General features: G+C 72.5%; 29 protein-coding genes. 13 read left to right on the top strand and 16 right to left on the bottom strand.

The annotated features are described in order from the left end of the window. Positions 1-264: 264 nt before the first annotated feature. Positions 265-1,347, bottom strand: a complete 1,083-nt coding sequence (locus AB0J66_RS20850) for a tartrate dehydrogenase (protein ID WP_364662883.1) — start codon at positions 1,345-1,347, stop codon at positions 265-267. Continuing rightward, positions 1,344-2,033 (bottom strand): GntR family transcriptional regulator, encoded by a 690-nt coding sequence (locus tag AB0J66_RS20845; protein ID WP_364662880.1) that lies wholly within the window; start codon positions 2,031-2,033, stop codon positions 1,344-1,346. Before AB0J66_RS20845 ends, AB0J66_RS20850 begins: the two co-directional genes overlap by 4 nt. A 97-nt stretch (positions 2,034-2,130) precedes the next feature. Here AB0J66_RS20845 and AB0J66_RS20840 point away from each other — a divergent pair, with 97 nt between their 5' ends. The 8 genes from AB0J66_RS20840 to AB0J66_RS20805 all read left to right on the top strand — a co-directional run bounded on the left by AB0J66_RS20840 (position 2,131) and on the right by AB0J66_RS20805 (position 10,157). Further along, positions 2,131-3,360, top strand: coding sequence for an MFS transporter (locus AB0J66_RS20840; RefSeq protein WP_364662878.1), 1,230 nt, complete (start codon positions 2,131-2,133; stop codon positions 3,358-3,360). A gap of 14 nt (positions 3,361-3,374) precedes the next feature. Further along, positions 3,375-4,298: a phosphoglycerate dehydrogenase gene (locus tag AB0J66_RS20835; RefSeq protein WP_364662875.1), complete on the top strand. Its 924-nt coding sequence runs from the start codon at positions 3,375-3,377 to the stop codon at positions 4,296-4,298. After that, the gene (locus AB0J66_RS20830; protein ID WP_364662872.1) at positions 4,295-5,926 is read left to right on the top strand and encodes an FAD-binding dehydrogenase; all 1,632 of its coding nucleotides are present in this window, start codon (positions 4,295-4,297) and stop codon (positions 5,924-5,926) included. The genes AB0J66_RS20835 and AB0J66_RS20830 overlap by 4 nt, the downstream gene beginning before the upstream one ends. A 19-nt stretch (positions 5,927-5,945) precedes the next feature. Beyond that, positions 5,946-7,325: an acyclic terpene utilization AtuA family protein gene (locus AB0J66_RS20825; RefSeq protein WP_364662869.1), complete on the top strand. Its 1,380-nt coding sequence runs from the start codon at positions 5,946-5,948 to the stop codon at positions 7,323-7,325. Next, entirely contained in the window at positions 7,318-7,626 is a 309-nt protein-coding gene (locus AB0J66_RS20820) for a DUF4387 family protein (RefSeq protein WP_364662866.1), read from the top strand. Before AB0J66_RS20825 ends, AB0J66_RS20820 begins: the two co-directional genes overlap by 8 nt. A gap of 28 nt (positions 7,627-7,654) precedes the next feature. Then, positions 7,655-8,245, top strand: coding sequence for a TetR/AcrR family transcriptional regulator (locus tag AB0J66_RS20815; protein WP_364662864.1), 591 nt, complete (start codon positions 7,655-7,657; stop codon positions 8,243-8,245). Between the two features lie 7 nt (positions 8,246-8,252). Further along, positions 8,253-9,176 carry an RNA polymerase sigma factor gene (locus AB0J66_RS20810; RefSeq protein ID WP_364662862.1) on the top strand — a complete coding sequence of 308 codons (924 nt, stop codon included), beginning with the start codon at positions 8,253-8,255 and terminating at the stop codon, positions 9,174-9,176. An 84-nt stretch (positions 9,177-9,260) separates the two neighbouring features. Continuing rightward, positions 9,261-10,157 (top strand): acyl-CoA dehydrogenase family protein, encoded by an 897-nt coding sequence (locus AB0J66_RS20805; RefSeq protein WP_364662860.1) that lies wholly within the window; start codon positions 9,261-9,263, stop codon positions 10,155-10,157. A gap of 54 nt (positions 10,158-10,211) precedes the next feature. On the opposite strand, the gene AB0J66_RS20800 is transcribed toward AB0J66_RS20805, so the two are convergent. The 4 genes from AB0J66_RS20800 to AB0J66_RS20785 are packed head-to-tail and all read right to left on the bottom strand — an operon-like array spanning position 10,212 to position 13,500. Continuing rightward, the gene (locus AB0J66_RS20800) at positions 10,212-10,772 is read right to left on the bottom strand and encodes a hypothetical protein (RefSeq protein ID WP_364662857.1); all 561 of its coding nucleotides are present in this window, start codon (positions 10,770-10,772) and stop codon (positions 10,212-10,214) included. 42 nt (positions 10,773-10,814) lie between these two features. Beyond that, entirely contained in the window at positions 10,815-12,236 is a 1,422-nt protein-coding gene (locus tag AB0J66_RS20795) for an NAD(P)/FAD-dependent oxidoreductase (RefSeq protein ID WP_364662854.1), read from the bottom strand. A gap of 47 nt (positions 12,237-12,283) precedes the next feature. Then, positions 12,284-12,619 (bottom strand): hypothetical protein, encoded by a 336-nt coding sequence (locus tag AB0J66_RS20790; protein ID WP_364662852.1) that lies wholly within the window; start codon positions 12,617-12,619, stop codon positions 12,284-12,286. 53 nt (positions 12,620-12,672) lie between these two features. Continuing rightward, entirely contained in the window at positions 12,673-13,500 is an 828-nt protein-coding gene (locus tag AB0J66_RS20785; protein WP_364662849.1) for a helix-turn-helix transcriptional regulator, read from the bottom strand. Positions 13,501-13,586: 86 nt separating this feature from the next. Here AB0J66_RS20785 and AB0J66_RS20780 point away from each other — a divergent pair, with 86 nt between their 5' ends. After that, positions 13,587-14,414 (top strand): oxidoreductase, encoded by an 828-nt coding sequence (locus AB0J66_RS20780; RefSeq protein WP_364662846.1) that lies wholly within the window; start codon positions 13,587-13,589, stop codon positions 14,412-14,414. A gap of 10 nt (positions 14,415-14,424) precedes the next feature. Here AB0J66_RS20780 and AB0J66_RS20775 read toward each other — a convergent pair whose 3' ends face one another. Continuing rightward, complete coding sequence (locus AB0J66_RS20775) at positions 14,425-15,276, bottom strand: PHB depolymerase family esterase (protein WP_364662843.1); 852 nt, start codon at positions 15,274-15,276, stop codon at positions 14,425-14,427. Positions 15,277-15,373: 97 nt separating this feature from the next. Here AB0J66_RS20775 and AB0J66_RS20770 point away from each other — a divergent pair, with 97 nt between their 5' ends. Continuing rightward, positions 15,374-16,345, top strand: a complete 972-nt coding sequence (locus AB0J66_RS20770; protein ID WP_364662841.1) for an aldo/keto reductase — start codon at positions 15,374-15,376, stop codon at positions 16,343-16,345. On the opposite strand, the gene AB0J66_RS20765 is transcribed toward AB0J66_RS20770, so the two are convergent. The 7 genes from AB0J66_RS20765 to AB0J66_RS20735 all read right to left on the bottom strand — a co-directional run bounded on the left by AB0J66_RS20765 (position 16,342) and on the right by AB0J66_RS20735 (position 21,768). Then, positions 16,342-16,932, bottom strand: a complete 591-nt coding sequence (locus AB0J66_RS20765) for a DUF1684 domain-containing protein (RefSeq protein WP_364662839.1) — start codon at positions 16,930-16,932, stop codon at positions 16,342-16,344. The genes AB0J66_RS20770 and AB0J66_RS20765 overlap by 4 nt on opposite strands. Before the next feature lie 48 nt (positions 16,933-16,980). Continuing rightward, complete coding sequence (locus tag AB0J66_RS20760; protein WP_364662837.1) at positions 16,981-17,562, bottom strand: TetR/AcrR family transcriptional regulator; 582 nt, start codon at positions 17,560-17,562, stop codon at positions 16,981-16,983. Positions 17,563-17,585: 23 nt separating this feature from the next. Then, positions 17,586-18,125: a cupin domain-containing protein gene (locus AB0J66_RS20755; RefSeq protein WP_364662835.1), complete on the bottom strand. Its 540-nt coding sequence runs from the start codon at positions 18,123-18,125 to the stop codon at positions 17,586-17,588. Positions 18,126-18,195: 70 nt separating this feature from the next. Beyond that, positions 18,196-18,834 carry a DUF4232 domain-containing protein gene (locus AB0J66_RS20750; protein ID WP_364662832.1) on the bottom strand — a complete coding sequence of 213 codons (639 nt, stop codon included), beginning with the start codon at positions 18,832-18,834 and terminating at the stop codon, positions 18,196-18,198. Positions 18,835-18,964: 130 nt separating this feature from the next. After that, positions 18,965-19,249, bottom strand: coding sequence for a hypothetical protein (locus AB0J66_RS20745; RefSeq protein WP_364662829.1), 285 nt, complete (start codon positions 19,247-19,249; stop codon positions 18,965-18,967). 72 nt (positions 19,250-19,321) lie between these two features. After that, entirely contained in the window at positions 19,322-21,076 is a 1,755-nt protein-coding gene (locus AB0J66_RS20740; RefSeq protein WP_364662827.1) for a HAMP domain-containing sensor histidine kinase, read from the bottom strand. Then, entirely contained in the window at positions 21,073-21,768 is a 696-nt protein-coding gene (locus AB0J66_RS20735) for a response regulator transcription factor (protein WP_364662824.1), read from the bottom strand. The genes AB0J66_RS20740 and AB0J66_RS20735 overlap by 4 nt, the downstream gene beginning before the upstream one ends. A gap of 90 nt (positions 21,769-21,858) precedes the next feature. Here AB0J66_RS20735 and AB0J66_RS20730 point away from each other — a divergent pair, with 90 nt between their 5' ends. Genes AB0J66_RS20730 through AB0J66_RS20720 form a run of 3 tightly spaced genes read left to right on the top strand, consistent with a single transcriptional unit; the run spans position 21,859 to position 24,778 of the window. Beyond that, positions 21,859-22,950, top strand: a complete 1,092-nt coding sequence (locus AB0J66_RS20730) for a peptidoglycan-binding protein (protein WP_364662821.1) — start codon at positions 21,859-21,861, stop codon at positions 22,948-22,950. Continuing rightward, positions 22,947-23,618: an ABC transporter ATP-binding protein gene (locus AB0J66_RS20725; RefSeq protein ID WP_364662819.1), complete on the top strand. Its 672-nt coding sequence runs from the start codon at positions 22,947-22,949 to the stop codon at positions 23,616-23,618. Before AB0J66_RS20730 ends, AB0J66_RS20725 begins: the two co-directional genes overlap by 4 nt. 35 nt (positions 23,619-23,653) lie before the next feature. Next, on the top strand, positions 23,654-24,778 hold the full coding sequence (locus AB0J66_RS20720; protein WP_364663002.1) for an ABC transporter permease: 1,125 nt from the start codon (positions 23,654-23,656) through the stop codon (positions 24,776-24,778). Here the strand turns inward: AB0J66_RS20720 and AB0J66_RS20715 are convergent, their stop codons facing one another. Both AB0J66_RS20715 and AB0J66_RS20710 read right to left on the bottom strand, forming a co-directional pair. Continuing rightward, a complete protein-coding gene (locus AB0J66_RS20715) occupies positions 24,779-25,360 on the bottom strand; it encodes a hypothetical protein (RefSeq protein ID WP_364662816.1) in 582 nt (193 codons plus the stop codon). It lies immediately after the preceding gene. A 75-nt stretch (positions 25,361-25,435) separates the two neighbouring features. After that, entirely contained in the window at positions 25,436-26,332 is an 897-nt protein-coding gene (locus AB0J66_RS20710) for an alpha/beta fold hydrolase (protein WP_364662813.1), read from the bottom strand. Between the last annotated feature and the right edge of the window lie 42 nt (positions 26,333-26,374).

The following is a 26,374-nucleotide window of genomic DNA, read 5'->3' as shown; positions in this document are numbered from 1 at the left end:
GCCAGCGCGCGCTTGGAGCGGTGGAGAGGAAGAGCGCGGGTGGACCGGCGCAGAGCGGCCAGCGCGCGATTGGAGCGGTGGAGAGGAAGAGCGCGGGTGGACCGGCGCAGAGCGGCCAGCGCGCGATTGGAGCGGTGGAGAGGAAGAGCGCGGTTCGGGCGGCGCAGAGCAGCCAGCGCGCGGTTCGAGCGGCGCAGAGCAGCCAGCGCGCGGTTCGAGCGGCGCAGAGCGGTCAGCGCGGCGCGAGCGGCAGTCGAGCGGGCCTCAGCGTTCGCGGACGCGCTCGGCGATGGCGTGGCCCAGCTCGGCTGTCGTTCCCGTGCCGTGCAGGTCGGGGGTGAGCGGGGCGTCGCCGGGGCCGTGGGCGAGCACCTCTTCGACGGCGGCCAGCAGATGGGCGGCGGCCTCGGGGTGGCCCAGGTGGTCGAGCATCATCGAGCCGCACCAGATCTGGCCGACCGGGTTGGCGATGCCGCGGCCCGCGATGTCGGGGGCGGAGCCGTGCACCGGCTCGAACAGGCTCGGATGCTCGCGTGAGGGGTTGATGTTCGCGCTGGGCGCGATGCCGAGGGTGCCGGTGCAGGCCGGGCCGAGGTCGGACAGGATGTCGCCGAACAGGTTGCTGGCCACGACCACGTCGAACCATTCGGGGTGCAGCACGAATTGTGCCGCCAGCGCGTCGATGTGGAACTTGTCGACCCGTACGGCGGGGAAGTGCTCCTGCATCTGGGCCACGCGCTCGTCCCAGTAGGGCATGGTGATCGCGATGCCGTTGCTCTTGGTGGCCGACGTGAGGTGCTGCTTCGGCCGGCGCGCAGCCTGTTCGAAGGCGAAGCGCAGCACCCGGTCGACGCCGACGCGGGTCATCACCGTCTCCTGGAGCACGGTCTCGCGTTCGGTGCCCTCGAAGATGCGGCCGCCGACGCTGGAGTACTCGCCCTCGGTGTTCTCGCGGACCACGAGGAAGTCGATGTCGCCGGGTTCGCGGCCGGCCAGCGGGCTGCGGACGCCGGGCATGAGCCGGACGGGGCGCAGGTTCACGTACTGGTCGAAGACCCGCCGGAACTGCAGCAGGCTGCCCCAGAGCGAGACGTGGTCGGGCACCACCGCGGGCCAGCCGACCGCTCCGAAGTAGAGGGCGTCGTAGGCGCGCAGCGTCTCCTCCCAGTCGGGCGGGAGCATCGTGCCGTGTCGTTGCCAGTAGTCGGCGCTGGCGAAGTCGAAGCTGTCGAAGGTGAGGCTGAGGCCGAACCGGTCGGCGGTGGCCTGTAAGGCTTCGAGCCCGGCCGGGACGACCTCGCGCCCGATGCCGTCGCCGGGGATGACGGCGATGCGGTGGGTGGTCATGGCGTCCTCCTCAGTGCGGCCAGGCCGCCTTGGGCGTCTTGCAGCGCGAGGTGCTCGGCGGCGGCCGAGTCACCGGCGCGCAGGGCCCGCACGAGGGCGCGGTGGCTGGTGTAGCGCTCGAGGCCGAAGGTCTCGTCCTCGGCCACCCGGCGCAGCAACAGCTCCCGGCGGCGGGCGCGGGTGAACACGCGGCTCTGCTCCAGCATCCGGACCAGGACCGGGTTGTGGGCGCACGCGTTCACGGTGTCGTTGAACTCCTGCATGGTGTCGAGCAGCTCGGCCAGGTGCCGCTCGACCGGCTGGTCCTGCCGGCGCCGCTCTTTGAGCAGGATCAGCAGGTCGTCGGCGCGGTCGAGGATCACGTCGAGGGCGTCGAGCTGGCCGGGGGTGGCGTGCCGGGCGGCGAACCGGGCGACGAGCCCGCGCAGGCCGACCTCGACCTCGGCCAGGTCGTCGATGGCGGCGTCGCGGATGGCGGCGACCAGGACCGTACGCGGGCCGATCCGCTCGATGAGCCCGTCGAGCTCGAGCCGGCGCAGCGCCTCGCGGACGGGGGTGGGGCTGATCGCCAGTCGTTCGGCCACGCCGCGCTCGGTCACCTTCTCCCCCGGGGCGAGCTCGCCGGCCGCGATGGCCGCGCTCACGTGCCGGTACGCCCGGTCGGCCAGTGTCTCGGTGCCACTCATGACCGCACTCTAACTCATGACGTAGCAACTTCGTTTGCAACTGTTGACGATTTTGCTACAGCAAATTAACGTGACGCCGGACACAGGGAGGCCACTGATGGTGTCTCACCGGAGAATCACGTTCTTCATCGCTCTCGTGCTCTTCGCGCAGGAGTCGGCCTGGAACTTCTACGACAACCAGGTGCCGGCGCTGCTGCGCGACCACGTCTCGAGCGCGGCCGTCGTCGGGCTGCTGATGGGCATGGACAACCTGCTCGGCATCTTCGTCCAGCCCTGGATGGGCAACCGCTCCGACAACACCCGTACGCGGTGGGGACGCCGCGTGCCCTACCTGGCCGTCGGCATGCCGGTGGCCGCGCTGCTCTTCGTGCTCCTGCCCTGGGCCACCTCGCTGGCCGCGCTGGTCGCCGTCATGGTCCTGTACGCGTTGACGGCCAACACCATCCGGCCGCTGTCGGAGGCGATGGTGCCCGACTTCATCGCCCCCGAGCGACGGAGCCGGACCAACGCCGTCGTCAAGATCGCCACGTCGCTCACCATCATCGTGGCCTCGCTGATCAGCCTGTTCGTGGTCGACGAGCACCCGCGCGGCGCGTTCGCGATCCCCTCGATCATCCTGCTGATCGTCACGGTCGTGCTGATCCTCAAGGTGCGCGACAGCCGCTCGCCCGCCTACCAGCAGGCGCTGACCGAGGACAGCGAGGCGGGTCCCGGTGAGCGGCGGGTCATCGCCGACATCATCACCGACCCCGACCGGCGGCGGCTCCTGCTGCTGGTGACCGTGCTGCTGTTCGGCGGCGCCTGGTTCGCGTCGCGGTCGCTCATCACCCCGTACGGCATGGAGGTCCTGAATCTCAGCCGCGGCGACGCGGGCGGTCTCACCCTGCCCAGCGGTGTCGCGTATCTGCTGGCCGCCTATCCGGCCGCGCTGTGCGCCGAACGGTTCGGCCGGCTCCGCACGATCGGCGCCGGCATGACCCTGTTCGCCGTCGCCATGGTGGCCGGTTCGATGGTGCGCTCCCCCGGCGGCACGGTCGTCGTGTTCTGTGTGGCCGCCGTCGGCGCGGCCGCCTTCACCATCAACGCGGCGGTCGTGCTGTGGAACCTCGCGCCGTCGAGCCGGGTGCTGGGCACCTACACCGGCCTCTACACGGTCGCCTGGTACCTGGGCGGCTTCGGCGGCCCGGCCCTGATCGGCGCCGCCGTCGACCTCACCGGCTGGACCGGGATGCTGCTCGACATCGCGGTGCTGGCCTCGCTGGCCGTCCTCGTCCTCGCCTACCTGGGCCGCCTGCAGCGGCGTCAGGCCACGCCGATCCTGTCATGACCCCGAGGAGCTTCATGCCGACCGTTCTCATCACCACCGACTACCTGGCCCCCGGGGACGAGGTGGACGCCTACCTGACCGGGCTCGGCTGGACCATCCGGCACGACCCGATGCGCGGCCCGCGCTCGCCTGAGCAATTGGTGGCCGCGCTGGACGGCGTCGAGGGCGCGCTGGTGGCCAACGAGCCGATGTCCGAGGAGGTGCTGCGCCGGGCACCGGCCCTGCGCGCCGTCGTGCGCACCGGCACCGGGTACGACTCCATCGATGTGGCCGCCGCGGCCCGGCTCGGCATCAGCGTGAGCAACCTGCCCGGCATCAACGCGAACGCGGTGGCCGAATACACGATCGGGCTGCTGCTGGCCCAGGCCCGCCGGCTGGTGCCGATGGCGGCCGGGGTCGCGGCCGGCGGCTGGCCCCGGCAGGACGGCTTCGAACTGCGGGGCAAGACGCTCGGGCTGATCGGCCGAGGCGCGGTGGCCCAACGGGTGGCGCCGCTCGCCGCGGCCTTCGGCATGACCGTGCTGAGCACCGGCCAGGTTCCGCTCGATCGGCTGTTGCGCGACTCCGACTTCGTCTCGGTGCACACCGCACTGACCCCGGAAACCCGCCACCTCATCGACGCCGCGGCGCTGGCCACGATGAAGCCGTCGGCCCACCTGATCAACACCGCGCGGGGGCCGATCGTCGACGAGACCGCGCTGGCCGAGGCCGTACGGGCCGGCCGCCTGGCCGGGGCCGCCCTCGACGTGCTGGAGACCGAGCCGCTGCCCGCCGACAGCATCCTGCGCGGGATCGAGGGCATCACCGTCTACTCGCACATGGCCGGGCAGACCGCCGAGGCCCGGCGCGCGGCCGGCCTCGAAGGCGCCAAGGAACTGGTCGCCGCCCTGGACGGCCGGCCCGCCTATGCCGTCACCAAGCCGGGAGAGCGGGCATGACCGACGCCGACGTGCTGGTGATCGGGGCCGGGCTGGCCGGGCTGGTCGCCACGGCCGAGCTGGTGGCGGCCGGGCGCAGCGTGGTCCTGCTCGACCAGGAACCCGAGCAGAGCCTGGGCGGCCAGGCCTTCTGGTCGTTCGGCGGACTGTTTCTCATCGACTCGCCCGAGCAGCGCCGGATGGGCATCCGTGACTCGCGCGAGCTGGCCTGGCAGGACTGGCTGGACAGCGCGGACTTCGACCGGGCCGAGGACGCCTGGCCGCGGCGCTGGGCCGAGGCGTACGTGGACTTCGCCGCCGGCGAGAAGCGGGCCTGGCTGCGCGAGCGGGGCGTCAAACTGTTCCCGATCGTCGGATGGGCCGAGCGCGCCCTCAACTCGGTCCCCCGCTTCCACGTCACCTGGGGCACCGGACCGGGCGTGCTCGAGCCGTTCATCGCGACCGTGAGGCAGGCGGCCGAGCAGGGCCGGGTCCGGCTGGCCGCAAGGCACCGCGTCGACCGCCTCACCGTCCAGGGTGGAATCGTCACCGGCGCGACGGGCACGATTCTCGAGCCGAGCGACGCGCCCCGGGGCACGCCGAGCTCCCGGCAGCCGGTCGGCGAGTTCTCGTACACGGCCCAGGCCGTCGTGGTCACCTCGGGCGGCATCGGGGCCGACCACAACCTTGTACGCCGCAACTGGCCGGAGCGGCTCGGCGAGCCCCCGGCACACCTGATCACCGGCGTCCCGGCACACGTGGACGGCCGGATGCTCGAAATCGCCACCGGCGCCGGCGGCACAATCATCAACCCGGACCGGATGTGGCACTACGTCGAGGGCATCCAGAACTTCGATCCGATCTGGGAGTCGCACGGCATCCGGATCCTGCCCGGCCCGTCCTCGCTCTGGCTCGACGCCCGCGGCCGCCGCCTGCCGGCCCCGCTGCACCCCGGCTCCGACACCCTGAGCACCCTCGCCCACCTGCGCTCGACCGGTTACGACCACAGCTGGTTCGTGCTCACCCAGAAGATCATCGAGAAGGAGTTCGCGCTCTCCGGCTCCGAGCAGAACCCCGACCTCACCGGCCGCGACCTGCGCCAGGTCCTGGGCCGGGTCCGCGGCGGGGCGCCGGCGCCGGTCGAGGCGTTCAAGCGCCGCGGGGCCGACTTCGTCGTCGCCGGCGATCTGGACGAGCTGGTGAAGGGCATGAACGCGCTGACCGGCGAGCCGCTGCTCGACCCGGCCGATCTGCGGCGCACGGTCGAGGCCCGTGACCGGCAACTGGCCAACGGTTTCACCAAGGACCACCAGCTCGCGGCGATCCGCAACTACCGGCGACACCGCGGCGACCGGCTGATGCGCACGGCGTCCCCGCACCGGCTGCTCGACCCGGCCGCCGGGCCGCTGATCGCCGTCCGCCTGCACGTGCTCACCCGCAAGACGCTGGGGGGTCTGCACACCGACCTCGACGGCCGGGTGCTCGACGCCGCCGGGCACCCGGTTCCCGGCCTCTACGCCGCGGGCGAGGTCAGCGGATTCGGCGGCGGCGGCATGCACGGCTACCGCGCCCTCGAAGGCACGTTCCTGGGCGGTTGCCTGTTCTCCGGTCGCCAGGCCGGCCGCGCCCTGGCCACCGCCCTCGCCTGACCGTCGAAAGGAAAAGTCAATGGCCACAACCCCCGAGGCCGTACGCGTCCTCGCGCCGACCGGCATGCTCGGCGCCGGCTTCCCACCCGAGACCCTGACCCGCGGCCTCGAGCTCGGCGCCGACGTCATCGCCGTGGACGGCGGGTCGACCGACTCCGGCCCCTACTACCTCGGCTCCGGCACCGCCAAGACGGCCGCCGCGGCCGTGGCCCGCGATCTGCGCCTGCTGCTGCGGGCGGCCGCCACCGCCGGCATCCCGCTGATCGTCGGTTCCTGCGGCACCAGCGGCACCGACTCGGGGGTCGACTGGGTCGCCGGCCTCACCCGCGACATCCTGGCCGAGGAGGGGCTCAATCTCCGGGTCGCCACCATCTACAGCGAGCAGCGGGCGGCCGACCTCAAGGAGCACCTCGGCGCCGGCCGGGTGCATCCGCTGCCACCGGCCGGCGAGCTGGACGCGGCGACCCTGGAAAGCTGCTCGCACATCGTCGCCATGATGGGGCACGAGCCGATCGCCGAGGCGCTGGCCGCCGGGGCCGACGTGGTCCTGGCCGGGCGGGCCACCGACACCGCGCTCGCCGCCGCGTACCCCCTGATGGCCGGCATGCCGGCCGGGCCGACCTGGCACGCCGCCAAAATCGTCGAATGCGGCGGGCAGTGCACCACCAACCCGCGCGCCGGCGGGGTGCTGGCCACCATCGACGCCACCGGCTTCACCATCGAGCCGCTCGACCCGGCCGTCGCCTGCACGCCCACGTCCGTGGCGGCCCACATGCTGTACGAGACGGTCGACCCGTTCTCCATGCGCGAGCCGGCCGGCACCATCGAGGTCGGCGATGCCACCTACCGCGCCCTCGACGAGCGGCGCGTCCGGGTCGAGGGCTCCCGGTTCGAGCCGGCCGCCCAGCACACCCTCAAGCTCGAGGGGGCCCGCGTCTCCGGCTACGAGACCATGTCGTTCACCGCCATCCGCGACCCGCACATCCTCGGGCAGATCACCACCTGGGCCGCGCTGCTGCGCCGGATGATCGGCGAGTGGGTGACCGGCACGCTCGGCCTCGATCCGGGCGAGTACGTCGTCGACATCCGCCTGTACGGATACGACGCCGTGCTCGAGGCCATCGACCCGGCCACCGGCCCGCCCCGCGAGGTGGGGGTGATGCTGCTGGTCAACGCGGCCGACCAGGCCACCGCCACGGCCATCGCGAAACTGGCCAACCCGCTCATGCTGCACCTGCCCACCCCGGACATGAACTACCTGCCCAGCCTGGCCTTCGCCACGTCACCGGCCGAGACCGAACGCGGGCCGGCCTACGAGTTCGTGCTCAACCACGTCGTCGACGTCGAGTCGCCCACCGCCCTGTTCCGTATCGACCTGCCGGAGGGCCCCCATGCCTGAACCCGCTACCGTCGCCGACCTCGCCCTGGAGGTCCGGTCCAAGAACGCCGGCCCGTTCTGGGTGACCATGGAGATCTTCCTGCGCGACGCCGCCGGTTTCGCCGCCGTCGCCTTCGTGGACGAAAAGATCATCGGGCGCCTGTACGCGGTCAGCGCCGCGACCGTGCGGATCTACCGGATCCCCTCGCTCAACGTCGTCAAGATCTCGTTTCCCCGGCCGGTGCCGCAGGGCAGCCCGCGAGATCGCGACATTCACGCCGGCCAGCATCACGTCCCGCTCGCCTCGCTGGCCCTGGAGTAACGAACGTTCTGTCCTGTACAGTTCGCGGATGCACCCCACACCAGACGGCCGGCCGTCGGAGGCACGCTCCCGGCTGCTCGAGACGGCCGCCCGGGTCTTCTACACCGACGGCATCCACCGGGTCGGTGTCGACCGCATCGTCACCGAGGCCCAGGTGACCCGGGCCACCCTCTACCGGCACTTCCCCGGCAAGGAGGATCTGGTCCTGGCCTACCTGCAAGAGGCCGACCGGGCCGTACGCAACCAGGCCGAGCAGGCCGTCGCGGCCGGCCTCCCGCCCACCGAGACGGTCCGCGCCCTCGGCCGGTCGATCGCGGCCGGCATCCGGTCCCCCGGGTTCCGCGGCTGCGCGTTCCTCAACGCCGTGGCCGAATACCCCGATCCCACCTCCCCGGTGCACCAGGCCGTCCTGTCCCACCGCCAATGGTTCCTGGACACCGTCACGGGCCTGCTGACCCAGGTCCGGCCGTCGTCGGCCGAGCCGGCCGCCCGCCACTTCGTGATGATCCGCGACGGGGCCATGGCCGCCGGCTGCCTGTTCGACCCCGACCTGATCAGCGAGACCTTCCTGCGCGGGGTGGAGCGGCTGCTCGAGGTCTCGGCCGGCCCCGCGCTTTAATCAATGGGTGGTGGGAACGGACAGCGAACTGGTCGAAGCGGCGCGCACGGGTGACATGGCGGCGTTCGCCGTCCTGACCGAGCGGCACCGGGCCGGGATGCGGGCCACCGCGATCGCGCTGCTCGGCTACACCGACGAGGCCGAGGACGCCGTGCAGGACGCCATGCTCACGGCGCTGGGGCAGCTGCCGCGGCTGCGCGATCCCGAGGCGGCGGGGGCCTGGCTGCGCCAGATCGTCCGCAACAACTGCCGCATGCGGCTCCGGCGGCGCGGCCCTCTGCCGGTGGCCGAGATCGAGCCGCTGATGCCGCCGGCCGGTGAGCCGCGGCCGGACGAGGCGCTCGACCGGTCGTACGCTCGGGACTGGGTCCGGAACGCGGTCGGGCGACTGTCGCTGCCGCTGCGTGAGGTCGTCCTGTTGCGCTACTTCAGCGGCTTCACCGCGTACCGCCAGATCTCCGAACTGTGCGGAGTGCCGGAGGACACCGTCGCGAGCCGGCTCCGCGACGCCCGGCGGGTCCTCGGGCGGACTCTGCGGGAGACCGCGGGCGACGCGCATCACGGGCCCGACAGCGAGGCCCACCGCCGGCAGGCCCGGCAGCACCTGACGGCGATGCAGAGCGACGGGTACGCCGGGGTGATCGAGGACTGGTACCAGCCCGACCTGTCGATCCACGCGCTGGGCGGGCTCGTCGGTGACCGGTCGGCCCTGCACATGATGATGGACTACACGTTCGGCGCGGGGGTCGGCGTCCGGCTGCGCGACGCCACGGCCAGCGGCGACGTCCTCGTGTGGGAGACCGACTACGTCAACCCGGCCTCGGATCCCGAGCACTGTCCCCCGGGCTCGGCGTGGCTGTTCCGCCTGCGCGAGGGCCGGGTGGCGCGGCTGGGCGTCGCGTACGCCACCGAGGTGAGACCGGCGTCATAGCGACCGGGGCGCAGTTTTGCCCGCCGCGGCGCATCTGGGTCGCCGGACGGGCCCGGCTCACGGGCCCCTGCGGAAGGATCGGACATGCCGATCGACGAACTGCCCGAGCTGCTGCGCCCGGCGATCGAGAAGTACCGCGACGAGGCCGAGGAGCGGGGGCGCGTGGCCGGCGAGCTGGTGGACGAGCTGCGCGAGCGCGGCGCGTTCGGCCTGCTCACCCCGCCCGAGCGGGGCGGGTTCGGGGCGCCGGTGGCCGAGGCGCTGGACTTCTACGCGCGGGTGGCCCGGATCGACGGCCCGACCGCCTGGCTGCTGTGGAACTTCAACCTCGGCTTCGTGGCCGGCTGGCTGCCGGACGAGGCGATCGAGCGGATCTGGGCCGGCGGCCGGGCGCCGCTGACGGCCAACTCCGGCTCACCCGGTCGGCTCACCGCGGTCGACGGCGGCTACCGCCTGACCGGCACGTGGAAAATCGTCAGCGGCGCCCACGCGGCCGAGTGGTACCTGCTGGCCGGGGCCGAGGGCGGCTTCGAGAGTCTCCGCCTCTGCGCCGTCCCCCGGGCGGAGGTCTCCATTCAGGACACCTGGGACGTGGTGGGCATGCGGGCCTCCGACAGCAACTGCGTCACGGCCGAGGACGTCTTCGTGCCGGCCTTCATGACCCAGAGCCTGTACGCACCCCACCGCACGGCCGGCCTGCCGGTGATCAACCTGCTCTTCCCGGGCTGCGCGGCCGTGCTGATCGGCATGGCCGAGGCGGCGATCGACGAGATGATCGCCCTGGCCGCCGTGAAGCGGGGCTTCGACGGGATCCTGCTGGCCGAGAAGGACCACGTGTCGATCGCCGTCGGCCGGTCGCTGTCGCAGGTGGCGGCGGCCCGGGGCCTGCTGCTGGCCCAGGCCGCCAACCTCTCCACCACGCAGTGGACGATCCCGGGCCGGTTGGCGCTCGGGCAGCCGGCGGGCTGGCCGTTCGTCTGACGCGACGGGAAGAGCCTCCGCCGGATCCGGGCGGAGGCTCTCGACCGGCCGCAGTCAGTTGGCCTTGGCGGCGCGACCGAGGCGGATCGCCGCGATGAGGAAGAAGACGGCGCCCGGGATGGCGTAGGCGGCGGCCTGGTTGAGCACCGGGTCGTCGGCCGAGGCGCTGAGAATGAAGTTGGCGCCGGCCAGCACCGAGATACCACCGCTGATGATCATCGGCCACTGACCGCCCATGGCCCGGCGGCGCAGGCCCACGGCCAGCTGCACGGCGCCGGCCACGACCGCCCACGCGCCCCAGACCCGCAGCATGGCCGGGATGCCCGAGGCGGCCGCGGCGCCCAGCCCGATGGCGGCGAGCAGGCTGACGGCCATGTTCACGTACAGCAGCACCGGCGATCCGGTCGCCCGCGACGCCCGCATGTCGTAGATCGCGGCCCCCACGTCGAACAGCGGATAGAGCACGAACAGCGTCACCGTCAGAGCGTTGATCTCCTTGGCGGTGGCGATGGTGACGCCGGCCCACACGATGGCGAACGCGAACCGGATGAAGTAGAGCCGCCGCAACGCGGACGCGGTCTGCGAGATGCCGGGCGAAACAGCAACGGTGCTCACAAGAAACCCTTTCAGGGGTATGGATAGATCGAACGTCGACGGTCAGCGGCCGTAGGTCTCCAGGAGGCGCAGCCAGACCTCGCTGACCGTCGGGAAGGCGGGCACGGCGTGCCAGAGCCGGTCGATCGGGACCTCGCCGGCGATGGCGATGGTGGCCGCGTGGATCAGCTCGGCGACGTCCGGGCCGACCAGGGTGAAACCGACGATCACCCGGCGGTCCTCGTCGACGACCATGCGGGCCTGGCCCTGGAATCCCTCGGCGTGCAGGACCGAACCCGACACCGCGCCCAGGTCGTAGTCGACGACCCGGGTGTTCAAGCCGGCCTCCTCGGCGGCGGCCGCGGTGAGACCGACCGAGGCGACCTCGGGCTCGGTGAACACGACCTGGGGGACCGCTTTGACGTCGGCGGTGACCGCGTGGCGGCCCCACGCCCCGGTGTCGACCGGTTCGCCCTCGGCCCGGGCCACGATCGCGTCGCCCAGCACCCGGGCCTGGTACTTGCCCTGGTGGGTGAGCAGCACCCGCCGGTTCACGTCGCCGGCGGCGAACAACCATTCGCCCGCCCCCTCGACGTGCAGCGCGTCGTCGACGGTCAGCCAGGAACCCGGCTTGAGGCCGATGCTGTCCAGGCCGATGTCCGACGTGTTGGGCGTACGCCCGATGGCCACCAGCAATTCGTCGGCGCTCAGCTGCTGCCCGTCGGCCAGCGTGAGGTGCACCGTCCCGGCCTCGTCCCGGGTGACCGACGCCGCCTCGGCCCCGATGCGGACGTCCACACCGGACTCCCGGAGCGCCTGAGTGACCCGCTCGCCGGCGAACGGCTCGGCCAGGTGCAGGACACCGTCGCGGGCGAGCATCGTCACCTGAGCGCCCAGGCTGGTGTACGCGGTCGCCATCTCCGAGGCCACCACCCCACCGCCGATGATCGCGAGCCGGGCCGGAACCTGTTCGGCCGCAACCGCTTCGCGGCTGGTCCACGGCTTCGCCGCCCGCAGACCCTCGACGTCGGGAACCAGCGCGCTGCTGCCGGTCGCGACGACCACGGCGTGCCGCGCGGTCAGCCTGGTCACGACACCGTCGGCGCCGGTGACCTCGACGACCTTCTCCGCGCTGATGCGGCCCTGACCGCGGAACAGCGCGATCCCGGCCGACTCCAGCCACGAGACCTGACCGTCGTCCTTCCAGTGGGAGGCGAACGCGTCGCGGCGGGCCAGGACCGCCGCCGCGTCCAGGCCGCCGGTGACCGCCTCACGGGCGCCGGGCACCTGACGGGCCGCCCGCAGAGCAGCCGCGCTGCGCAGCAGCGCCTTCGTCGGCATGCAGGCCCAGTACGAGCACTCGCCGCCGACCAGCTCCCGCTCCACGATGGCGGCGGTCAGGCCGCCCTGCACCAGGCGGTCGGCGACGTTCTCGCCCACCGGGCCGGCGCCGATCACAATGACGTCGTACGTGTTCTCGTCCATGTCAGTTCCCTTTTCGTCAAAGATGCGGGGCGGGTGTCGGCGCGTGCCTATTCGATGTCCGAGAACAGGCCGGTGATCTCGACCTGGGCGCCCTGGAGGCCGCCGAAGACGGCGCCGGCGGCCGGCGTGGCGACCGCGGCCGAGGCGTCCTCGTAGCTGGCGAAGTAGAGGTCGAGGGTGCGGTAGGCGGGGGTGGCGGTGCCGTCCTCCTTGGGCCACACCTTGGCCGACTCGAGCCGCTGCAGCTTCGGGAACGTCTCGGCGGCGGCGCGCACGTCGGCGTAGACCTTCTCGAACTCGTCGGGGTTGGCGGGGTTGCCGATGACCAGCGTGATCTTGGTGGGCATGACCTGCTCCTTGAGGTGGAACGAACGTTCTGTCATGGCAAACGCTAGCAATCGGTCGCCTCGGCCGTCAAGACCGATCGTTCTATCTTTTACGATTCCCAGCGACGGGTGGCGTCCAGCGCGCCCAGCAGGGTCAGGGCCTGCGTACTGGGGCTGCCGGGCTCGGGTTGGTAGACGACCAGGAGCTGGCCCGTGGCCCCCCGCACGTCGAACGACTGGGAGATCAGCGAGAGCGGGCCGACCGCGGGGTGCACGAGCTCCGTCGGGTCCTGGCTCTTGCCGTAGACGGCCTGGGACGACCAGAGCGCGGCGAACGCCTCACTCTCCTCGTTCAGCGCGCCCACCACTTCCCGGAGGCGGTAGTACTCGGAGTCGAGGCCGGCGGCGTGGCGCAGGCCGGCGACGATCGACTCGGCGAAGCGGTCCCAGTCGGCGAAGAACACCCGCGCCGCCGGGTCGAGGAACGTCATGCGGGCCAGGTTGTCCAGGGCCACGAAGGGCGAGAACAACGCCTCGGCCAGGGCATTGGCCGCCATGAAGTCCTTGGCCGGGTTCAGCACGAACGCCGGGACACTCGCATACCCGTCGAGGAGGTACCGCAGCGGCGCGCTGACCGTTTCCCGCGGCGCCCGCCGGGTGCCGGGCACCGACCCGGCCAGCCGGTACAGATGCTCGCGGGCGGGGTCGTCCAGATGCAGCGCGGTGCAGATCGCATCCAGGATCTGCGCGGACGGGCTACGTTCGCGGCCCTGCTCCAGGCGCGCGTAGTAGTCGCTGTTCATGCCGGCCAGGGCCGCGACCTCCTCCCGGCGCAGCCCAGCCACCCGGCGCGTGCCGTACGAGGGCAGGCCGACGTCGCCGGGCCCCAGCCGGGCCCGGCGCGCGCGGAGGAATTCGCCGAGGTTGTTACCGGTCACCGTTCCACGCTAGGCCGGGGCCCGGCCGGCTGCCTGGGTACAGCGCGTCCTGGTTACGGGCGGCGCCGGTGCCCAGGATCGGCGACATGACCTTTCTGATCACCGGAGTCAGCACCGGCCTCGGCCGCGCCTTCGCGGTCGCCGCCCTGGAAGCCGGCCACACCGTCGTCGGCACCGTCCGCCAGGATGCCGACGCGAGCGCTTTTACCGCCCTGCACCCCGAACGCGCCCACGCCCGCGTCGTCGACGTCACCGACGACGAGGCCGTGTTCGCCCTGGCGGCCGACGTCGAGCGGACCGTCGGGCCGATCGACGTGCTGATCGCCAACGCCGGGTACGGCCTGGAGGGCACCTTCGAGGAGACGCCGCTCGCCGCCCTGCGCGCCCAGTTCGACGTGAACGTCTTCGGGGCGGCCGCCACCATCCAGGCCGTCCTGCCGTACATGCGCGAACGCCGCCGCGGCCACCTCCTCGCCGTCACCTCGATGGGCGGCCTGGCCGGCTTCCCCGGCGTCTCCGCCTACTGCGGCAGCAAGTTCGCCCTCGAGGGCCTCCTCGAATCCCTGGGCAAGGAGGTCGCGGGCTTCGGCATCCACGTGACCGCGATCGAGCCCGGTTCGTTCCGCACCGACTGGGCCGGACGCTCGATGACCCGGGCCCCGCGCACCATCGCCGACTACGACGAGTTGTTCGACCCCATCCGCGCCGCCCGCCAGGAGGCCAGCGGCCGCCAGCTCGGCGACCCCGCCCGCGCGGCGGCCGCCGTCCTGCGGATCCTCGAGAGCCCGGAGCCGCCGAACCACCTCGTGCTCGGCTCGGACGCCCTCAAAGCCATCCGGGCCGCCCGCGACGCCGTGGACCGCGACATCGACGGCTGGGAGAAGCTTTCCCGCTTCACCGACACACCGCGGTGAGCCACCGGCCTCAGCGGAGGGCGAAGAACTCGTCGATCAGGTGGGCGGTCTGCACGTCCTGGTTCGTGCGGCCCATGACGGCGGGCGATTTGGCCGGGCCGGGGATGGTGTGCCCGCCGCCGTGCACGGTGTAGAGCGCCACCGGCGGGTGCCCGGGCTGCCGGTAGTCGGTGCGCTCGACCGAGGTCGCCGCGTTCGCGGCCGGAAGTCTTGTGATGGTGGGCGGTGCGGTGATGCCGTTGCGGGCAGCGAAATAGGCCGCGGTCTCCGGAGCGGACAGGCTCCGGCCGCCGACCTTGAACAGCATCCGGGCCCACCAGCTGTACCCGCCGCCCGCGTAGTCGACGATCGGGTCCTTCGTGCCGTGGATGAGCAGGACCGGCAACGGGGCGGGTGGCGTGTCGGCGAGCAGGAAGCTCTCGGGCGCCGGCATGGTCGCGGCGATCACGGCGGCGCCGGCGATCAGCTCCGGGGTCTCGTGGGCCAGGCGGATCACCATCTGGCCGCCGTTGGAGTAGCCGACGGCGTAGACCTTCGCGGGGTCGATGGCGTGGCTGCCGGTCAGCTTGCCGATCAGCGCCCGGGTGAAGCCGATGTCGTCGCTGTCGTCGGTGCGGGCCGGGAACGAGCTCTCCCGCCGGGCGTCGTTCCAGTTGCCCCTGTGCCCGTCCGCGTACACCACCACCGCGGCGCCGCTGTCGGCCAGTTCGTCGTAGGCCCCGCCGGTGAACTTGCGGTGCTTGGCGCCGCTCTGTCTGGAGCCGTGGAAGACGAGCAGGAGACTCCGCCCGGGCCGGCCGTCCGAGGGCCCGACGACCTCGTACGTCCGCCGGATGCCGTTCACCGTGATGCTCTCCCGCATGGCGCTTCTCCCGATCCCACTGAACGGATTAACTATCCGATCCAACGGTAACACGATCGGATTAGTTATCCGCTAGGGCGTGTGCCAGCCTGGAGGCATGCGAACAGCGAAGCTAGGTGATCTGGAAGTCGCCCGTATCGGGCTCGGCGCCATGGGCATGTCCCACGGCTACACCGGCGCCGGCCGCGACGACGCCGAGTCGATCCGCACGATCCACCGGGCGCTCGACCTGGGGGTCACCCTCATCGACACGGCCGAGGTCTACGGGCCGTACGTCAACGAGGAGCTGGTCGGCCAGGCCCTGCGCGGCCGGCGCGACGAGGTGGTGCTGGCCACCAAGTTCGGGCTCATCTCGCACACCGGTGGCGGGCCCGGGCATCCGGACAACATCCGTACCGCCGTCGAGGGCTCCCTCAAACGGCTCGGCACCGACCGCATCGACCTGTACTACCAGCACCGGGTCGACCCGGCGACGCCGATCGAGGACACCATCGGCGCCCTGGCCGACCTCGTGCGCGCGGGCAAGATCCGGCACATCGGCCTGTCCGAGGCCTGGGTCGGCACCATCCGGCGCGCCCACGCCGTGCACCAGATCACCGCGCTGCAGTCCGAGTACTCCCTGTGGACCCGCGACCAGGAGGAGATCCTTCCGGTGCTGCGCGAGCTCGGGATCGGCCTGGTCGCGTACAGCCCGCTCGGTCGTGGTTTTCTGACCGGCAACCTGCGCACCGAGGCCGACGTGGCGAACCTCGACGACAGTGACTTCCGCAAGGGGCATCCCCGCTTCACCGGGGAGAACTTCCAGCGCAACCTGCGCCTGGCCGACCAGGTGCAGCAGATCGCGGGTCAGGCCGGCGTCACCCCGGCCCAGGTCGCCCTCGCGTGGCTGCTGAGCAAGGGCGGCGACATCGTGCCGATCCCCGGCACCAAGCGGGTCAGCCGGCTCGAGGAGAACGTCGCCGCCGACGGTGTCGAGCTCACACCCGAGCAGATCGGCGCGCTCGACGCGATGGCCCCCGCTTCCGGCGGCCACCACACCGACGCCCAGATGAAGGCGATCGAGCGTTAATCCTGGTGGTAGGTGAGCTCGCCGGCCTCGATGACGGTGTCGATGCGGTTCTCGGCCGGGGCCAGCGGGCACTGCCAGGCGTCGTCGTAGGCGCAGGACGGGTTGTAAAGGTAGTTGAAGTCCAGCCGCACCCGCGTACCGGACAGGACCTGCAGGCCCCGGCCGAAGGTGCCCTTGACCGTGTCGGTGAGATAGCGGCCGCCGCCGTACGCGCCGCGGCCGCACAGCCCGTCGCGGACCGGAAGGAAGAGACCGCCACCGTAGGCGGCGATCCACCAGAGCGACAGCTCGCCGAACGGGGTCTCGAGGATGCCCGCCCGGCGGTAGTGCACCACGCCGTCGTCGCCGCCCGTGTCGATGTCGATCTCGCCGTCGGCCGGGCGCAGCGTGGCCTCGACGATGAAGTCGTCGTTCGGGGGCAGGTAGCGCAGGCCCTCGAACGACGCCCGCTCGGAGACCGGGATCGCCGACTGGGGATGCGTCGCGAACAGCTCGTCGCGCTGGGCGCGGAACTCCTTGAGGTCGGTGTCGGCCAGATACATCCGGGCCACGGCGGCGCGATAGTCGGTCAGCTCCAAGGCGTTCATGTCACCAACCTATGGCGGCGTGGACGCCGCCGCCCCGTGAGCCGGAACTCACTCGAAGTGGCGGATGCCATCGGTAAGAATGCGCACCCAGGACTCGGCCTTCTCGTCCGGGGCCGCCGTGACCAGGCCCAGAGCCGTCACCAGATGGCAGAGCTGCCCCTGGGCGAAGAACTTCTGCACGGTCGCGTCGGCGGCCCGGGACCGGTCGCGGACCAGCTCGACCAGCCGTTGCTGACCGCGGAGCATCTCGGCCCGTACGGCAGGGTCGTCGGCCGCCGCCAGGGCCTGGACCTGAAGCATGAGCAGCTCGCGCTCGGCGATGAGCTTGGCGTAGGCCAAAGCCATCGCGTCGAGGACGGCCCCGGACCGGCGTGACGGCGCCGCGTCCGCCCCGGCCGAGAGCGCCTCGTGGATGCGCTCGAAACAGCGGGCCAGGGCGGCCACGAAAAGTTTCTGCTTGTCGCCGAACAGCCGGAACACGTACCCCTCGGAGATCCCCGCGGCCGTCGCGACCGAGCCCACCGACGTGGCGTGATAGCCGCTCTGGGAGAAGACCCGGACGGCCGCGGTGAGCACGACTTCGCGGCGCTCCCCCGCGGTCGACCGGATGCGGGCCGAGGTGGTTGGCATGGTGTATTCCACCATGCGGGGTCTTACCTCCCGAGGCGGCGGGGCTCGGGCTCCTCCAGGATCCAGCCCATCTCCCGGCCCACCTTGAGCAGCTCGTCGACCGACGGCTCCCGGGTCTGGTGGGTGGGCATGCTCGGCACGGTCGCGGGCTCCCCGGTGTCCTCGAAGAACTTCTCGAAGCCGCCCGGGGTGATGACACAGTGCCCCTGCCCGGTCTTCGAGGTGACGTAGATCGAGTGCTTGGTGTCGGCGGGAATCCAGATGGTGCTGCCGGCCGTGGCCTCGTGCACGGTGTCGTTGACGAAGATCTCCCAGCGGCCCTCGGTGATGAAGAACAGCTCGCTCTCGTTGTGGTGCCGGTGCACCGGCGCCTGCCACCCCTGCGGCACGTCGCACCGGAAGAACGACAGCACCCCCTGGGTGTCGGCCGCCTTGGCCTTGAACGTGATCAGGGCCTTCTCGAACCAGGTGTACGAGCCGTCGTCCGGCCCGAGCATGTAGCCCTTGGGGTTGGCCCCCGGAATCGGGGTGCCACCGTGCGGCGCGACGTATCCGAAGCTCATCGGTTCTCCTCCGTTCTCCGTATGTATGTGAGTACACACTTACAAACGGAAGCCCGCAACCCCGGGGCGGCTACCAGGCGACGACGCCCTGGCGGCTGGGCTGGATGGTGCCGATCTGAAGCGACTTCATGGTGATGTCGTTCCTCTCGGGCGCGGGGAAGCCCTCGAGCTTCGCGGCCCGGCCGTCGGTCGACGCCTCGAGGTTGAACACGAGGGTGTTGCCGGCGGCGCAGGTCGCGTCGCCCTTGTCGCAGACCGTCCACTTGATGCCCTGGAAGACGCTCGAGCCGACCTTGAGCACGGACCGGACGGCTTTTCCGGGCTCGTCGACGTTCCTCGCCGGCACGTCGACGACCTCGTCGGCCGGGTTCTTCAGCGAGATGGCGGCGCGGCCCCCGATGGTGCACTCGATGTCGCCCTCGTTGGTGAGCGTGACCAGGCCGCGGCGGGTGCTGCCGCCGCCGGGCTGCAGCGTGATGGTCGCCTCGATGTCACTGGTCCGGCAGACCGGAACGGACCCGTCGGCGGCCGTCGTGGCCGGGGAAGACGGCTTGGCCGGGGACGATGACGTGGCCGGGGAAGACGGCGTGGCTGCCACTTCCGAGACGGTGGGCGCCGCGGCCGTACCGTTCGCGCAGGCCTGCTGCGTGAGCACCACCCCCGCGGTCGTCACGCCGAGCAGAGCGAGTCGGATGGTCCGGGTACGCATCGTGCACTCCTTCACCTTGTGGATCTCGGTACGACCCCGACCTTGCCCCCGCCCACCACCCGTTAACCGGCTCTTCGCCCGTGGTGGCACGAAAGCGGGAGCACCGGACAAAGCATGTAAAGCCGGGACCTCACCTCGGCGTTGTAAGGGCGGGGCGCCGGGCGTTGGTGAGCTCGACCAGGACGGCGACGGCGACGATGGCGGCGGCGATCAGGCAGATCTCGCGGGCGCCGGCGCCGCTGGTGAGGGCGAGGCCGCCGAGGATCGCGCCGAGCGCCTGGCCCAGGTAGGCGCCGCTGGAGTTGAGCGAGATGACCACGCTCGGGTTGTCCGGGGCGAGGCCGGTCAGCGCGTGGTTGATCGGGGTGATCAGCGCCCAGCTGGCCGCGCCGCCGATCAGCACGAGCGGCAGCACGAGCGCGAACTGGCCGGCGAAGGCAAGCGCGACCCGCCTTCCTGCCGGCCGACCCCGGCAGCGCCGCGAAACTCAAGGCAGCCGGACGGTGAAGGTGGTTCCCTGGCCGACGACGCTTCGCACCTCGATCTCGCCGCCGTGGGCCTCGGTGAGTTTGCGGGCGATGGCCAGGCCCAGGCCGCTGCCGCCGGTGGCGCGGCTGCGGGACTCGTCGGCCCGCCAGAAGCGGTCGAAGATCTTGGGGAGGTTCTCCGGGGCGATGCCGACGCCGGTGTCCCGGACTTCGATGACCGGGCCGTGCGCGGTGACCGTGACCGAGCCGCCGCGCGGGGTGTAGCGGATGCCGTTGGAGACCAGGTTGCCGAGCAGCTGCCGCAGCCGGACGGCGTCGGCCTGGACCACCGGATCCCCCGGCACTTCCATGGCGAGCCGGACGCCGGCCGCGTGGGCCGGGGCGAGATGGCTGTCGACCACCTGGGCCAGCACGTCGCGCAGGGCCACCGGCCGCAGGTCCAGGCGCAGCGTCCCGGCCAGGTCGCTCAGGTCGTCGATGATGTGCTGCAGCAGCAGCGCCTCCTCGTGCAGGAGGTCGACGAGCTGGGCGTCGGTCGGCGCCAGGTCGTCCTGCGCGGCCTCCAACCAGCTGCGGATGTTGGTCAGCGGGGTGCGCAGCTCGTGGGCGACGTCGCTGACCATGGCCCGGCGCTGGGCCTCGGCCCGGTCGCGGCGTTCGGTCGAGTCGTTGAGGGCGCGGGCCAGCCGGCCGATCTCGTCGCGGGTCGAGACCGGGACCGGGCCGTGGCCGGCCGCGTCGGTGAGCGCGCGCAGCGGGCGGACCAGGCGGCGCCCGACCAGCACGGTCACCACAATGGTGGCCAGCAGGACGCCGCCGGTGGTGGCGACGATCCGGATCGTGTTCTCGCGGGACAGCGTGAAGCGGGTCTGGTCGGCGCCGGCGGTCGGGTCGGTGACGAACAACAGGGCGGGCGGGGCGACGTACGCCTGCAGCATGGCCCGCCGTGACTTCTCCACGCAGCCGCGGACCCGGGCCGGCGGCACGGCCGAGGTGGTGCTGTCGGGCATCGCGACCGGTTCGGGGCGCTGGGCGATCAGGAAGTACGTCGAGAAGTCCGGCCGTACGCCGAGTTTGAGTTCCCGGGGCAGCCGGGCGCAGGTGGTGACCAGCCGCCCGAGCTCGCGCAGGGGGCCGACCTCGGCCTTGGTGGACGCCGCGGTCAGCTGGTCGTTGCAGGCCGCGGCGTTGCCGTCCAGGCCCGACCCGGTCAGCACGATGGACGGGCGGCCGTTCGGCAGCCGTACGATCTCGCCGTCCCCACCGCCCTTGCGGATGCAGATCAGCGTGTCGGCCGCGACCTTGTCGAGCCCGGCGCGCTCGGCCGGTGGCACCAGGAACGGGCCGGCCGCGCGGGTGTCGATGCGTTCCGTGCCGCCGCTGAGCGCGAGGTCGAGGTCGAGCGGGTCGACCGTGGCCGAGGCGCGGGCGCCGGCCAGCGACGGGCCGGGCCCCGAGTCGGCGATCACGACCCGGTCGGGGGTGGTCAGCGTGATGCGGCGCCCGATCTTGGCGGCCCGGTCCCGGATCAGGCCGGGCGCGCCGGACCAGTCGGGGTGGGTGGCCGCGTAGCCGACCAGCAGGTCGTAGACGCCCTTGTCCTCGGTCAGCGAGCGGCCCTGTTCCAGGCGCAGGGCCCGGGTGGCGGTGGCGGTGGCCAGCCAGGCGGTGGCGGCGATGGCCGCGACCGCGATCAGCACCGAGGTGACCAGCAGGCGGGTGAGAAGGCTGTGGCGCAGCGGGACGCGGCTCACGGCGTCTCCGCGGCCAGCTTGTAGCCGACGCCGTAGACGGTGAGCAGGTGCGCCGGCTTCTGCGGATCCGTCTCGATCTTGCGGCGCAGGTTCATCACGTGCACGTCGATGGTGCGCTCGGTGGAGCTGCGGTCGACGCCGCGGGTGTGGTGCAGCAGCTGGGCCCGGGTCCAGACGCGGCCCGGCCGCTCGGACAGGGCGGCCAGGATGGCGAACTCGCCGCGGGTGCACTCGACCGGCTCCCCGCCGGCCGTGACCAGGTGGCGTACGGGGTCGATGCCGAGCCGCCCGACCCGCCGTAGCTCATCGGTGACCGGTGGCGCGCCGCGGTTCACCCGCCGCAGCAGGGTCCGGACCCGGGCCATGAGCTCCCGCGGGCTGTACGGCTTGGTCAGGTAGTCGTCGGCGCCCAGCTCCAGGCCGAGCAGCAGGTCCTCCTCGGTGGCGCGGGCGGTCAGCATGAGCACCAGCACGTCGGACTCGGCCCGCAGCGTGCGGCACACGTGCAGCCCGTCCAGGCCGGGCATCATCACGTCGAGCACCACCAGGGCCGGCTGCCACCGGCGGGCCTCGGCCAGCGCCGTCCGCCCGTCGGGCACGACGAGGACCTCGTGCCCGTCCGCGGCCAGGTAGCGCCGGACCACCTCGGCCTGGCGGGGATCGTCCTCGGCGAGCAGGACCTGAGCACACATGGCGGCGATGATAGGTCCGCGCCGCGACCACCGGAGATCTTCGCGGAAGACCTGACAGCTTTCTAACGATCTCCCGGGACGCTCGTCGCCATGCAATCGAGGATCGTGGCCGGGCTGAGCGGGATCGTGCTGGTCGGGGCGCTGAGCGCCGGCGCCGCGGTCGCCTTCTCGCGGCACCGGGCGGCTCAGCAGCCGGCGCCGCAGCAGACCGTCGCGGCCGAGACCGCGAAGCTGGAGCGCCGCACCCTGTCCACCACGAAGAAGCTGGACGGCAGTGTCGGCTTCGGCTCGGCCCGGCCGCTGTCCGGGCACACCGCGGCCACCGTCACCTGGTTGCCGGCCGCGGGGGCGACGATCGGGCGGGGCAAGCAGCTCTTCCGGGCCGACGACAAGCCGGTGGTCCTGTTCTACGGCGGCATGCCGCTCTACCGCCCGATCGCGGGAGCCGATCTGGTCGGCCGGGACGTGCGGATCGTGGCCGACAACCTGCGGGCGCTCGGCTACCGGATCGGCCGCCGGCCCGATCCGGGTGAGAAGGCCGGGACGACCACGGTCCGGGACGGGGACGGCGTGCTCACCGCCGATCTGGTCAAGGCGATCAAGCGGTGGCAGGAGGACAACGGCCTGCCACCGACGGGCACGATCGCCGTCGGCGACGTCGAGGTGCAGTCCGGGGCCGTACGGGTCGACTCGGTGACCGTCCAACCGGGCGCCCCCGCCAACACCGAGCTCATGACGGTCACCGCCACCCGTAAGGTCATCACTGTTTCGGCCGAGCTCACCGCGGCGGCCGAGCTCAGCCGGGGTGACCGCGTCACCGTCACGCTGCCGAACGAGCGTACGGTCAAGGCCCGGATCCTCTCGGTCGGCCGCACCGTCGCGTCGCCCCCGGACGGCGTGGCCGACGGCCCGCCGAAGCTGACCGTCCTGGTCACCGTCGACAACCCGAAGGACCTGGCCCAGCTGGACTCGGCCGGGGTGCAGGTCAACGTGGCCGGGCAGATCGCCCGGAACGTCCTCGCCGTGCCCGTCGAGGCGCTGGTCGCGCTGACCGAGGGCGGCTACGCCGTGCAGGGCCCGGACGGCCTGGTCGGCGTCACGACCGGCATGTTCGCCGACGGCTGGGTGGAAGTACGCGGGGACGGCCTGACCGAGGGCATGGCCGTGGTGGTCGCCTCGTGACCCTCGTCTCGGTCGCTCACGCGAGCGTGCGCTACCCCGGCGGCGTGACCGCGCTCGACGACGTGAGCCTGGAGATCCACCGCGGCGAGCTCGCCGCCATCGTCGGCCCGTCCGGCTCCGGCAAGTCGACCCTGCTCAACATCATCGGCACCCTCGACCGGCCGACCAGCGGCACCGTCCGGATCGGCGACCGGGACGTGGCGACCCTGCGCGACCGCCGCCTGTCGGCGCTGCGGGCCCGGGAGATCGGGTTCGTCTTCCAGCAGTTCCATCTGACCGACGGGCTGAGCGCGGCCGAGAACGTCGCCACCGGGCTGCTCTACGCCGGCGTGCCCCGCCGCCACCGTCGTGACCGCGCCCTGCACGCCCTGGAGCGGGTCGGGCTCGCGCATCGCGCCCGGCACCGGCCGGGCGAGCTGTCCGGCGGCGAGAAGCAGCGGGTGGCGATCGCCCGGGCGCTGGCCAACGGGCCGTCGCTGGTGCTGGCCGACGAACCGACCGGCGCCCTGGACACCACCACCGGCCGTACGGTCCTCGGCCTGTTGCGCCGGCTCAACGAGGAGGGCACCACCATCGTGCTGATCACCCACGACCGCGACATCGCCGCCGCCCTGCCCCGGCAGGTCGAGATCCGCGACGGCCGGATCGTCTCGGACGTGCGGCGGTGAGCCCGGCCGACCTGCTCGGGCTCGGGCTGCTCGGGATGCGGACGCGCCCGGGCCGGGCCGCGCTCTCCGGGCTCGGCATCGCGATCGGCATCGCCACGATGATCGTGGTGACCGGCCTGCCCGCGTCCGGCCGGGCCGCCCTGGTCGAGCAGCTCAGCGCGCTGGGCACGAACACGCTACAGGCGATGGCCCAGCCGGACGTCCAGCCACCGGCGCCGCTGCCCGAGTCGGCGGTGGAGATGGTCCGGCGCATCGGGCCGGTCACCGGCGCGTCCGCCGTGGCCAACACCCATGCGGCCGTACGCCGTAACGAGCGTACCGACCCCAGCGGCCTCACCGCCCTGGCCGCCCGCCTCGACCTGCCCGCCGCGATCCAGGCCCGCGTCCGTTCCGGCGCCTGGCTCAACCCGGCCACCGAGAAGTTCCCGGCCGTCGTGCTCGGCTCAGTCGCCGCGGCCCGCCTGGGAATCACCGATCTGCCCCGCGGGACCGCCGCGCCGCAGGTCCTCATCGCCGGACGCCGCTTCACCGTCGTCGGCCTCCTCGAGACCACTCCCCTGACCCCCGACATCGACCGGTCGGTGCTGGTCGGCTGGCCCGCCGCCCGGTCCGAGCTCGGCTTCGACGGACACCCCACAGTGCTGTACGTCCGTAGCGAGGAGGCACAACTCGAGGCGGTACGCGGCGTGCTGGCCGCGACGATCTCCCCCGAGCGCCCGGGCGCGGTGACCGTGACCCGCCCCTCCGAGGCCCTCGCGGCCAAGCGGGCCACCGAGAGCAGCTTCTCGGTGCTGTTCCTGGCCCTGGCCGGGGTGGCCCTGGTCATCGGGGGCATCGGCGTGGCCAACACGATGGTCGTCTCGGTGCTCGAACGCCGCTCCGAGATCGGTCTGCGCCGGGCCCTGGGCGCCACCCGGGGTCAGATCCGCGGCCAGTTCCTCACCGAGTCGGTGGTGCTGGCCGGCGCGGGCGGCCTGGCCGGCGCCGCCCTGGGCCTGGCCGCCACCATCGGCTACGCCGCCTGGCAGGGCTGGCCCCTGGTGATCCCCGCCGGTCCGGCGGGGATCGGGGCCGGCGGCGCCATCGTCATCGGCGTCCTGGCCGGGGTCTACCCGTGCGTGCGGGCCGCCCGTCTCATGCCCCGAGCGGCCATCTCCTGATTACTTGTTCTGCTTGGCGATGTCGCGCTCGCAGCCGGGGATCAGGTCCAGGCCCATCGAGATCGACTTCGGGTCGTTCTGGTCACCGCCCAGCGCGATGCTGAGCCCGTCCTCGCTGACCTCGACGTACTCGACGCCCTTCTGCTTGAGGCACTTGACCGTCGCCCGGGCGAAGTCCTTGGCCTCCGGGTTGGCCGGATCCTTCTCCCACGGCGGCAGCGGGTAGTACTGCGGCTCGCAGATCTTGTTGGCCGCGTCGAACTTCGCCGTCTGCGCGCCCGAGGCCGGCCCGGCCGGTCCGGCCTGGGCTTGTTTCCGCTGTTGCTGGATCGTGCTGCCCTTGGCGATGCCCCCGTGCTCGGCCAGGCATTTGTTGTACGGCCCGAGCAGCGCCTCGAACTCCTCCGGCGTCGTGTCCAGCCGTTCCCGCGGCCGCTGAGCCGCCGGCTTCGGCGTCGCTTTCCCCGCCGCCGCCGACGGGCTCTGCAGCGTCGCCACCTTCGCCGTGTCGGTCTCCGCGGCCGAGGTGCCGCAGGCCGTCAACGCGCTCAACGCCACGGCCGCCACCAGCAGTCTCCGCATGGTCCACTCCCTGTCCCGTACCGCCGGGCCGGTCCCGGCGGGGGACCAGCCTGACGAACGGACGTCAGGAAGTGATCAGGTTCGGCTAGCGGCGCCGAGCAGGTGACGGCCGAGGAACGCGAGCTCGGCCTCGACGGTCCGCTCATGAGCGTCCAGGAACGGCGCGTAGTGGCCGCCGGGCACCCGGAGCAGTTCGCCGCGCGGCGCGGCGGCGGCCGCCCGCACGGCCGGGGCGGCCAGGGCGGACTGGTCGTCGTCGCAGGCCACGACCAGCAGGGGGCACCGCACCCGGGAGGCGAACCGGCCGGGCCGGTAGATCGAGGCGCGCAGGGCCGACCGGGCGGCGACCTCCTGCGGCCAGTCCGGCTGAAGCACCTTACGGTCGAAGCCGTCCACCGCGTCCGGCGTCGACAACACCGCGACCGTTCCGGGGCGGCCGGTGGTCGGGATCAGCCGCGGCGCCCGCCCGGCCAGGCCGCCGAGGGCGTCGGCGAGCGCCCGGCCGGTGAACCGCAGCAGGGCCGACCGGGTGGTGAAGCGCGCGGCGTTGCGGGCGGCGGCCGGTCCGTCCAGATTGGGCGACTGCGCGATCGCCGCGGCCAGGCGCGGATCGCGGGCGGCGACAGGCAGGATGTGGCCGCCGGTCAGCGAGAAGCTCCAGATCGCGACACGGTCCGGGTCCACACCGGGCAGCTGCCGGGCGGACGCGATCGCGGCCCGCCAATCCGCCAGCTGCTCCCGGATCCGGACGACCTGGCGTGGCTCGCCGCCGCTCTCACCCAGCCGGCGGTGGTCGAAGGCCAGCACGGTGTAGCCGGCATCGGCGAAGCGCCGGGCGAACCGGTCGGTGCCCGGCTCCTTGGGCATGGCGAAACCGCCGGCCATGACTACGCAGCCGCCGTTCGGGCCGGGGTAGTGCCAGGCCGCGCACTCGGCGTCGCCGCTGGCGAATCGGGTCTTCTCTCGTTCCATGACCGACCTCCGCTCCCCGCCGCTCTCCGCAAAGTGAACCAC

This window comes from Actinoplanes sp. NPDC049598 (assembly GCF_040675435.1).
Classification (GTDB): Bacteria; Actinomycetota; Actinomycetes; order Mycobacteriales; family Micromonosporaceae; genus Actinoplanes.
Note: the sequence above shows the minus strand (reverse complement) of the source record. Positions and strands in the feature narration are given on the sequence as shown.